At 34.8% G+C, this 10129-nt stretch carries 8 protein-coding genes; all 8 read right to left on the bottom strand.

All coding sequences use genetic code 11. The features are described from left to right. The coding region (locus RMR19_RS16110) for a glutamine synthetase III (RefSeq protein ID WP_310604524.1) at window positions 1-461 on the bottom strand (461 nt) is incomplete at its 3' end. A gap of 246 nt (window positions 462-707) precedes the next feature. Continuing rightward, entirely contained in the window at window positions 708-2831 is a 2124-nt protein-coding gene (locus tag RMR19_RS16105) for a glutamine synthetase III family protein (protein WP_310604523.1), read from the bottom strand. A gap of 345 nt (window positions 2832-3176) precedes the next feature. Continuing rightward, window positions 3177-3437, bottom strand: a complete 261-nt coding sequence (locus RMR19_RS16100; protein ID WP_310604522.1) for a hypothetical protein — start codon at window positions 3435-3437, stop codon at window positions 3177-3179. Between the two features lie 38 nt (window positions 3438-3475). Beyond that, the gene (locus RMR19_RS16095) at window positions 3476-4360 is read right to left on the bottom strand and encodes a mechanosensitive ion channel family protein (RefSeq protein WP_310604521.1); all 885 of its coding nucleotides are present in this window, start codon (window positions 4358-4360) and stop codon (window positions 3476-3478) included. A 34-nt stretch (window positions 4361-4394) separates the two neighbouring features. Beyond that, window positions 4395-7007, bottom strand: a complete 2613-nt coding sequence (gene glgB, locus RMR19_RS16090; protein ID WP_310604520.1) for a 1,4-alpha-glucan branching protein GlgB — start codon at window positions 7005-7007, stop codon at window positions 4395-4397. Between the two features lie 237 nt (window positions 7008-7244). Further along, window positions 7245-7838 (bottom strand): YesL family protein, encoded by a 594-nt coding sequence (locus tag RMR19_RS16085; protein ID WP_310604519.1) that lies wholly within the window; start codon window positions 7836-7838, stop codon window positions 7245-7247. 191 nt (window positions 7839-8029) lie between these two features. Beyond that, window positions 8030-9271: a DUF1015 domain-containing protein gene (locus RMR19_RS16080; protein WP_310604518.1), complete on the bottom strand. Its 1242-nt coding sequence runs from the start codon at window positions 9269-9271 to the stop codon at window positions 8030-8032. Window positions 9272-9527: 256 nt separating this feature from the next. Next, a partial coding sequence (locus tag RMR19_RS16075) for a phosphoglycerate dehydrogenase (RefSeq protein WP_310604517.1) occupies window positions 9528-10129 on the bottom strand: 602 nt, incomplete at its 5' end.

The following is a 10129-nucleotide window of genomic DNA, read 5'->3' as shown; positions in this document are numbered from 1 at the left end:
CAAAATGCTGTAGGAATACATAGAGTAACGCCTGCTGCATCTTCTCTTAAAAATGCTGGTGAAGTACAATCCCATGCTGTATATCCTCTTGCCTCAAATGTAGCTCTAAGACCCCCCGAAGGGAATGAGGAAGCATCTGGTTCACCTTTGATTAATTCTTTTCCTGAAAATTCAAGAATTGCTATTCCGCCATTCGATGCTGGACTAATGAAAGAGTCATGTTTTTCTGCTGTAATACCAGTCATTGGTTGGAACCAATGTGTATAGTGTGTCGCACCTCTTTCAAGTGCCCATTCTTTCATTGCATGAGCAACTACATTGGCAATTTCAAGGTCTAGTTCATCACCTTCTTCAATTGTCTTTTTAAGAGTCGCATATACTTTCTTAGGTAAACGCTCTGCCATAACCACATCATTAAATACATCAATTGCAAATACTTCTGAAATTACGTTTTTTGCCATGTTTTTTTCCTTCTTTCCATTATTATTAAGATTTGCAGCATCGTCAATATTCATGGCTATTACTTTCTAAGAGTACGAAAAGTTCTCCTAAAAAACAAAAAAAGGCGTTCTCAAATACAATTTGAGAACACCTTTGTTCCACGAATACTCTTTTATCCGCCTAAATATAAAATACCACTTTTTATTCCAAAAGGGAAGACCCTTTTTTTATTTTTTTAAAATTTTTATTATATTATTTATTTTGTATCATTTATAAACTTCAAATAATAGGTCTCCATACGCTGGAACTGGCCATAAAGACTTATCAACAATCTCTTCTAACGCATCAATTGGTGCTCTTAATTCTTCCATTGCTTTAACTGCCACATCTTTAAAGTACGTTGCTCTTTCTTTGCCTTCCTCTTTCGAGTTTGCTTCCAGAACAATATTTTCAAGATTCGTTACAGCCATTTTCGTTTTTGCTAAAAGCTCTGAACTTCGTGTCAACAATTCACTTTGAACAGAAACATCTGCAGTTGCTACAGCAGATTTAATACTATTAATAGAATCTGCTAACGCCTTGATTGCCTTGATAATAGATGGAATATATTTCTTATTCGTCATCTCAATCATCGTTTTTGCTTCTATGTTCAACGTCTTTGTATACATCTCATAATTGATTTCCGCACGAGAATGTAATTCTACAGAAGAAAGTACACCGAATTTTTCAAAGATTCGAATTGTGTTATCATCAATTAGGGAAGGGATTGCATCTACCATAGTTTGTGTATTTGGTAATCCTCTTCTCTCTGCCTCTGCTTTCCATTCTGCTGAATATCCATTTCCATTGAATATAATTCTTTGATGATCTGTTAATACACGTTTAATTAAATCATGAACAGCAATATCGAAATCTTCTGCTTTTTCTAATTCATCTGCTATATCACATAATGCATCTGCTACTATTGTATTTAAAATTGTGTTCGCATCTGCTACTGACATAGAGGAAGCAACCATACGGAATTCAAACTTATTACCTGTAAATGCAAATGGAGATGTACGGTTTCTGTCTGTAGCATCCTTCTTTAATTCTGGTAATGTATGAACACCAATGTTTAGCTTACCACCTTGCTTACTTGATTTCGCTTCTCCTGTTTCGATAAGCTGACTTATAACGTCTTCTAATTGTTCTCCTAAGAAGATAGAGATAATTGCTGGTGGTGCTTCGTTCGCTCCTAATCTAAGATCATTACCAGGATTCGAAGCTGACATACGAAGTAAAACCGCATTCTTATCTACCGCTTTAATTATCGCTGCTAAGAATAGTAAGAATTGAATATTCTCATGAGGTGTCTTTCCTGGTTCTAATAGATTCTTTCCTGTATTCGTAACAAGAGACCAGTTATCATGCTTTGCAGAACCACTTAACCCTTTGAATGGTTTCTCATGTAATAAACATTCTAAATTATGACGTTTTGCAACTTTCTTCATAGTCTCCATAACCATTTGATTATGGTCTGTTGCTATGTTAGCCGTTCCATAGATTGGAGCCATCTCGTGTTGTGCAGGAGCAACTTCATTATGTTGTGTCTTTGATAGAATTCCTAACTTCCATAATTCTATGTTCAATTCTTTCATGTAAGCGGCAATACGCTCTTTAATACTACCAAAGTAATGATCCTCTAATTCTTCACCTTTTGGTGGCATTGTACCGAATAATGTACGACCAGCAAAGATTAAATCATCTCTTTGTAGATATTTTTCACGATCTACTAAGAAATATTCTTGCTCTGCTCCAACAGAACAATCAACTCTTCTCACATCTTCATGTCCGAATAATTTAAGAATCCTTAACGTCTGTGTATTGATTACTTCCATTGAACGAAGAAGAGGTGTCTTCTTATCCAACGCTTCTCCTGTATAAGAGCAGAATGCTGTAGGAATACATAACGTTACACCTGCTGCATCTTCTCTTAAAAATGCTGGTGACGTACAATCCCATGCTGTATATCCTCTTGCTTCGAATGTAGCACGAAGCCCACCTGATGGGAATGAAGATGCGTCTGGTTCTCCTTTGATTAACTCCTTACCAGAGAATTCAAGAATCGCTTGACCACCATTAGATGCAGGACTGATAAAAGAATCATGCTTCTCCGCTGTAATACCTGTCATTGGCTGAAACCAATGTGTATAGTGTGTTGCACCCTTTTCTAATGCCCATTCCTTCATAGCATGTGCAACAACATTCGCAATTTCAAGATCAAGGTCTTCTCCCTCTTCAATTGTCTTCATTAGAGTTGCGTAAACCTTTTTTGGTAAACGTTCTGCCATTACAGCATCATTAAATACATCAACCGCAAATACTTCTGATATCACATTTTTCAACGCCATTTTCCTATCTTCCTCCATTTTATCTAAGGATATAACTATGGTATCCCATTCGTTTTTAACCACATAACATAAATAGTAAGGGACTATCACGTAACAACTAATTAAATCTATTAGCTCTGCTTATATAAAAAAGTGTTCTCAAATATAAATTTGAGAACACCCTTTGTTACGGATACTCCAAATCCGCTACTAATAAAATACCATGTTTTAACCCAAAAGAAAAGACTAAAAATTTCTTTTTGTTAATTTACATAATATTATATGCGAATTCCTATCAGATTCTATACTTTTTAACTTTATTTTATGAACCTTAGCATTGCATTTCTTATTTTTACAAAGTTATAATTATTCTACCTCTTCAATAACCTCTTCTTTGTATGTGCCAATATATTCCTGCATATTGTCTTCGATATGCTTGTACAAATTAGTTGGATTTGAAATTGTACTTTTTAAAATACTAAATGCGTGAATTTTGGTTGTGTATTCTTTTTGATATACCCACACTTCTACAACGGAATCACCCTCTATCGGTATTTCATGAATCTCAAATACATACCCATCTTCCACTTCAATTAGTTGAATCGTTCTTTGTTTTACATCTAACATGTTTTATACCTCTTGTTTTCATTTCAGACACACTTTGATTATCTGTTTGTAATATTAACATCTAATTGGTCAAACGGAATTGTTACATTGTTGGCATCAAACGCTTCTTTGATTTTTTCAAGTATATCACATTTTAATGTCCAGTAATCTCCTGTGTTTACCCACATTCGAATACCAATGTTAATCGCACTTGGGTCAAAACTATTAACAAATATCTGTGTATCACGGTCTTTTAGTACTAATTCATGCTCACGCATAAGTTGGTCTATGATATCTCTGACTTTTTTGATATTCTCGGAATAATCAATGGATACTGCCAAATCAAGTCTTCGCACAGGCTCATGTGTAACATTGATAATATTGGAATTCGATAACGTTCCGTTCGGAATAACAACCAAACGATTATCCGCTGTTAACATACGTGTATAGAATATATCAAGTCCTGTAACAGTCCCTTCTTTATCCGGAGTTACTATATAATCACCTACACGGAACGGTTTCATAATAAGAATCAATACACCACCTGCAAAGTTCGATAAGCTGCCTTGTAATGCTAAACCAACTGATAATGTTGCTGTACCAAGTATTGCTACTAGAGATGACGTATCCATACCAATCTTATCTACCAATACCGCAACTAAGATACCATATAAGATTGCTTTAATAACTGCCATCAGAAAACTTGTTACACTTGATTCTAAATTACTTCTTGTAAATGTCTTATCAAAGATATGCAATATTACTTTAATAACTTTCTTACCAATAAACCAGATTAGTAACACAATAAGTAATTTTACAGCAAATGCCATTAAACCTTCTTGTGCTTTTTCCCAATACTTTGATATCTTTGAAACTTCTTCTACTACATCTCCTACACCGTCTTGCAGTGCTTTTGTTGATAAAAACATTGAATTCAACTGCATAGTCATCTCCTACAATTTTCTTTTGTTAGAATTATTATTTTAGTTGTTGTTTACGAGGTCTTCCTCTTTTCTTTCTTGTTGGTTTTACAACCTCTTTCAACTCTTCTTTTAGCATTGTAAGTTCTGCCTCTGGTGTTTCTTCTACTTTAGATTCTACTTTCACTACTGTAGGTTCTGCCTTTGGCACTTCCTCTGCTTTTGCTACTTTAGGTTCTATCTTTGCTGTTTCCTCTACCGTTGCAACGATCTCTTCTTTTGATTCCTTCGCTGCTTTCGTAGTTCTCTTTGCCCTTGTCGGTTTTACCTCTTTTGTTTCTTTCACTTCTTTTACTTCTTTTTTTACTTTTTCTGCCTTAGTTGTCTTCTTCGTTACTGTAGCTTTTTCTGTCTTTTTCGTCTCTGCCTTTTTGGCTTCTGTCTTCTTAGCTGGCTTTGTTTCCGCTATTGGAGTACAAGTAAATACACTGATTCCAAGTGGTGGCACAATAACTTGAATAGAATTCTCACGACCATCACATTCATCTTCTGAAGAATATTTGAGCCTTGGATTTACATATCCCTTACCACCAAACATTTCTTTATCACTATTAAAGGTTTCTTTGTATTTTCCTTTGAATGGAACGCCTACTTTGAAGCCTTCATATACAACTGGTGTAAAGTTACAGATAACCAATATCGTTTCTTCCTCTTTGTCTGTCTTTCTTAAAAAGCTTACAATACTCTTATCTGCATCCATGTTGTTAATCCATTCAAATCCATCACTATTAAAGTCCATACGGTATAATGCTGGATAATCCTTGTAAAGGCGGTTTAACGCTTTCACATAATCCTTCATCTCACGATGCGCATCGTACTCAAGTAAATCCCATTGAACGCCTTCGTTTTCATTCCATTCATCAAATTGAGCAATATCTTGTCCCATGAATAATAATTTCTTACCTGGGTGTGCCATCATATATCCATATGCTGCACGTAGATTTGCAAACTTCTGCTCATAGCTACCTGGCATCTTATTAATCATAGAGCCTTTTCCGTGTACAACTTCATCATGTGATAATACAAGAACGAAATTCTCACTATATGCATAAATCATACTGAATGTTAACTCGCCATGATGACCTTTTCTGAATAATGGATCACATTTCATATAGTTTGTGAAATCATTCATCCAACCCATATTCCACTTCAAGTCAAATCCTAAACCATCATCATCCACATCACCAGTTACTTTCTCCCAAGCTGTAGACTCTTCTGCGATTAGTAATACACCTTTTTGTTTTTTCCTAAAGACCTTAGAAAGGTTACGTAGGAATTCTACTGCTTCTAAGTTCTCATGACCGCCATACATATTAGCAACCCATTCGCCATCATTCTTACCATAATCAAGGTATAACATCGAAGCTACCGCATCCATACGAATTCCATCGATATGATACTTCTCAGCCCAGAACAATGCATTGGCAATTAAGAAGTTTGCAACTTCCGGTCTTCCATAATTATAAATCAACGTCCCCCAATGTGGGTGAGAACCTTGTCTAGGGTCTAAATGCTCGTATAGGCATGTACCATCAAAATTCGCTAAACCAAATGTATCCCTTGGAAAATGTGCCGGTACCCAATCTAAGATTACACCAATATTTTGCTTATGCATATAATCTACAAAGTACATAAAGTCTTCTGGTGTTCCATATCTTGAAGTTGCCGCATAATATCCAGTAACTTGATATCCCCATGAAGCATCTAACGGATGTTCCATAATTGGCATTAATTCAATATGAGTATATCCCATTTCTTTCACATAATCCGCCACCATAACTGCAAGCTCTCTGTAATTATAGAATAGCTGGTCTTCCTCTTCTGGTTTCTTAAATGAGCCAAGATGAACTTCATATACTAACATTGGCTCTTCTTTGCAATCTCGTTTTTCACGTTTTGCAATATAATCTTGGTCTTTCCAATCATATGAATTAATGTCATAAACAATCGATGCTGTTGCAGGTCTTAATTCTGAAGCATATCCATATGGGTCTGCCTTTAACATTACTAATTGACTGTTTACTTTCACTTCATACTTGTAGATTTCACCACAAGCTAAGTTTGGAATGAATAGTTCAAATACTCCCGAACCCTCTACTCTACTCATCTGGTGACGTCTACCGTCCCATAGATTAAAATCACCAACAACACTAACACGGATTGCATTCGGTGCCCATACAGCAAATAAAACACCAGAAACACCGTTTATCTCCATCGGGTGTGCACCTAGTTTATCATATATCTCATAATGCGTTCCACTTGTAAACAATTTCAAATCCATTGCATCCATTACAGAATCAAATTTATATGGATCTACGATTTCTTGTGTTTCACCGTTATCATAAGTTACTATATACGTATAATCTGGAATCCTCTTACCACTCACTAATACTGAAAAAAATCCAGCCTCATCAGCGATTTCCATTTCATATTCTTTCCCTGTCTTTGTCATATGCAAAACAACTTTTGCTGCTGTAGGAATAAATGTATTAAATATAATTCCATCATCCGTCGCATGTGCCCCCAATATACTATGTGGATTATCATGTTCTGAATAAACAATTGCTTCAATTTCTGCCCAATCACATAAATTATATAGTGTTTCGTTCATAAAAGTGTCCTCCCTCTATACCACAACATTGCTTATATTGTACCATCATTTACATTAAAAAACAATTATTTTTAGTAATAAACGCACATTAATTATTTTGTAATCTACACTTCAAAAAAAAAGATGAAAATCTTGCATTTCTTGATACGCTGTTCAAAAAATATGCAAAATTCACACCTTTTTTCTTTATTTTTATACAATTAAAGTATTTTTATCCTTACTTTTTCGACATCTCTTTTATTCCATATACCAAGCATCTGCTCGACTAACATCTTCTGGAGTATATCTCTTCAAGATTCTTTCCATCATAAATGATACTAGTAAACATGATACCCCCGGTACAAACAACGTTGCAATCGGTACTAAATACATTAAGAATAACGCAACTAAAACAATTAGCGCCATTACAATTGACATCGGAAGATGTCTAATTGACATAATTAATGAATTCTTGAATAAATGCTTAATTGTCAAAGTAAATCTTGATAAATTAGGAAATGCATAAAGTGCTGTAATAAAAACTACCGCACATAATACAAGATAAATTCCAATTAAAACAGTTGATACTTTCGTATCCATTTGTTTTACAACATAAAAATTAACAGACATAATAACTGCAAATACAGTAAAGATAACTCCTGTAATTGTCCCTTGTTTAAAATTAGTCTTAAATGAATGGAAAAATTCCTTTGTAATATATCCTCTTTCTCTTCGTATCGATTTCACTACTGAATAGTAAAGAGCTGTTGTTGCTGGTCCGATTGTTATAATTGGTATACAACACACAACCCAAAGTAAACTTACCAATACAATATCAAACACCTTTCCCATTCCATTAAAAAAGCCTCCTTCAAGGCTAAACAAACTACCCATACCTATACTCTCCATTCTTCTACATATTTGCTCTCATTGTCTCCATTAATTACATACTACAATTTTATCATAAAATTAGATATAAGCAAATGAAAAAACTATTAACAAAGTATATAATCTTTGCAAACTGCAAGAAAGTTATCTTACTATTAATCTAAAGAATGAAGGAAGATACCACTTCTTAATTTTGGTTCAAACCATGTAGATTTTGGAGGCATTACACGATTTGCATCAGCTACTGCGAATAATTCTGCAATTGAAGTTGGATACATAGCAAAAGCCACTTCCATATCTGAATTTACTCTGCGTTCTAACTCTTCTAATCCACGAATACCACCAATGAACTCAATACGTTTGTCCATTCTTGGGTCTTCAATTCCAAGTACAGGATTTAACAGATAGTCTTGCAATATAGATACATCTAAGCCCTCTACAGGGTCTGTAATCGCCTTTAAGTCCTCTTTTGCTTCTAACTTATACCATTGCTTGTCTAAGTACATTCCAAACGTAGATTTCTTCTCAGGAGCATATGCACCATCTTCTATTATTGTGAGTGTAAACTTATTCTCTACAGCCTTTAGAAACTCTTCTTTTGAATGTCCATTCAAATCTTTAACAGCTCTATTATAATCCATAATCATTAGTTGTTCATCTGGGAACAATACCGATAAGAAAGAATTGAATTCCTCTTCTCCTGTATAGTTTGGATTTTCACTACGTCTTTTTAGTCCAACTTTAACAGCAGAAGCACAACGATGATGTCCATCTGCAATATAGATTTGATTCATATCTGCAAATGATTTTTCTATTACGTTATTATCCTCACCTGCTACTACTTTCCAAACATTATGTGTAATCTCATCTGTTGACGTAAATGCATATAATGGTGTCTCTTGCTTTACTTTATCAACAACTTCATTCAATTGCTTTGTAGCACGATAGGCAAGGAAGATTGGGCCTGTCTGTGCGTTGCAGATATCAACATGATTAATACGATCAATTTCTTTATCTTCTCTTGTATTTTCATGTTTCTTAATTACATTATTCATATAATCATCAATAGAAGCACATGCTACAATACCTGTTTGAGAACGTCCATTCATAATTAATTCATAAAGGTAATAGCAAGCATCTTCATCTGCTACAAATGTCTTGTCTTCTATCATTGCCTCTATTGTCTCTCTTGCTTTTTCATATACTTTTGCATCATATGTATCAACAGAATCATCAAATTGTGTTTCTGCTCTATCTATTTTTAAAAAAGACAATGGTTCTTTTTCAACTTCTGCTTTTGCTTCTTCTCTATTGTACACATCATATGGTAATGCTGCTACTCTTGATACAACATCAACATTTGGTCTTATACATCTAAATGGTTTAATCTTTGCCATATGTTCCTCCTATAAATTAAATAAGGGTTACTTGTTCAGCCTAAACACCATGCCAACTCGATTTCGCTACGCGAGCTCAGTTTACTGAGCTTCATCTCGCTGCGGCTAAGCGCCGTATGGATATGCAATGACATATTCCTCCGCAAGCAAGCTTTCTACGGAATATGTCATTGCATATCCGCATGGCTGAATAGTAACAAATAAGGGGCTGTTAAATGCAACAGCCCTTTATCTACTTACTATATTATTTTTCTACTTATTTAACAACTCTAACTTTTAATACACCATCGATAGCTGCTAATTTCTCAACTAATGTTTGTGTTGAAGCTGCATCGATATCTAATACTGTATATGCATAGTCTCCACGGCTCTTGTTAACCATGTTGTCAATGTTAATGCTTTCTGCTGCGAATACTGTAGTGAATTGACTTAGCATGTTAGGAATGTTTCTATGGTTGATTGCAATACGTCCTTCGTTCGTACATACACCAGGATCACATGCTGGGTAGTTAACTGAATTCTTAATACAACCATTTTCCATGAAATCTGCGATTTCTTTAACTGCCATAACTGCACAGTTATCTTCAGATTCTTCTGTAGATGCTCCTAAGTGAGGGAATGCAATTACGCCGTCCATGTTAGCTGTCTTCACATTTGGGAAGTCAGTAACATATTTTGCAATTTTACCTGATGCTAAAGCTTCTGCCATATCATCATCATTTACAAGAAGATCTCTTGCAAAGTTAAGAATTACTACGCCATCTTTCATTGTTGCGATAGTATCTTTGTTAATCATTTGTTTTGTATCATCAACTAGTGGAACGTGAACAGTTATGTAGTCACATTCTCTAAAGATTT

It is taken from the genome of Anaerosporobacter sp. (genome assembly GCF_031551385.1).
GTDB lineage: Bacteria > Bacillota > Clostridia > Lachnospirales > Lachnospiraceae > Anaerosporobacter.
Note: the sequence above shows the minus strand (reverse complement) of the source record. Positions and strands in the feature narration are given on the sequence as shown.

What these genes read in the sequence shown, in the direction of transcription:
- RMR19_RS16105 (WP_310604523.1), bottom strand. Translation starts at nt 2,831, where the DNA reads ATGGCGTTGAAAAATGTGATATCAGAAGTATTTGCGGTTGATGTATTT.
- RMR19_RS16095 (WP_310604521.1), bottom strand. Translation starts at nt 4,360, where the DNA reads ATGCAGTTGAATTCAATGTTTTTATCAACAAAAGCACTGCAAGACGGT.
- RMR19_RS16085 (WP_310604519.1), bottom strand. Translation starts at nt 7,838, where the DNA reads ATGGGAAAGGTGTTTGATATTGTATTGGTAAGTTTACTTTGGGTTGTG.
- RMR19_RS16080 (WP_310604518.1), bottom strand. Translation starts at nt 9,271, where the DNA reads ATGGCAAAGATTAAACCATTTAGATGTATAAGACCAAATGTTGATGTT.
- RMR19_RS16100 (WP_310604522.1), bottom strand. Translation starts at nt 3,437, where the DNA reads ATGTTAGATGTAAAACAAAGAACGATTCAACTAATTGAAGTGGAAGAT.
- glgB (WP_310604520.1), bottom strand. Translation starts at nt 7,007, where the DNA reads ATGAACGAAACACTATATAATTTATGTGATTGGGCAGAAATTGAAGCA.